At 67.0% G+C, this 437-nt stretch carries 1 protein-coding gene; it reads right to left on the bottom strand.

Annotated features, from left to right (window positions below; genetic code table 11):
* The coding region (gene ccsA, locus ON45_RS20545; protein WP_040496656.1) for a cytochrome c biogenesis protein CcsA at window positions 1-437 on the bottom strand (437 nt) is incomplete at both ends.

Raw genomic sequence — 437 nt, 5'->3', positions numbered from 1 at the left:
GACCGGTGATCAGCGCGGCGATCGCGAACGCGAATGGGACGGTGAAGCCGACGTAGCCGAGGTAGAGGATCGGCGGGTGGAACAGGACCAGGATGTGGTTCTGGAGCAGCGGGTTCGGGCCGGTCGCGTCGACCGGGTTGAAGTTGGTCGCCCCGGCGGCGAACGCGTCCGCCGGTCCGAAGCTCAACATCGCGAAGAACGCCGTGACGACGAACATCACGACCAGCGCCCACCCGACGAGTTCGTCCCCGTTGCGTTTGCGGAAGCGCCATGCCACGGCAGCGGTGAACGCGGCGAGTGTGATTCCCCACAGCAGGATCGACCCCTCGAGGGCCGACCACATGGCGGCGATGTTGTAGAGCGTCGGCGTGTCGGGCGAGCCGACCTGCTGGACGTACGCCAGCGAGAAGTCGCGGGTGATCAACGCCCGCTGCATC

Origin of the sequence: Ilumatobacter nonamiensis YM16-303 (genome assembly GCF_000350145.1) — a bacterium.
GTDB lineage: Bacteria > Actinomycetota > Acidimicrobiia > Acidimicrobiales > Ilumatobacteraceae > Ilumatobacter_A > Ilumatobacter_A nonamiensis.
Note: the sequence above shows the minus strand (reverse complement) of the source record. Positions and strands in the feature narration are given on the sequence as shown.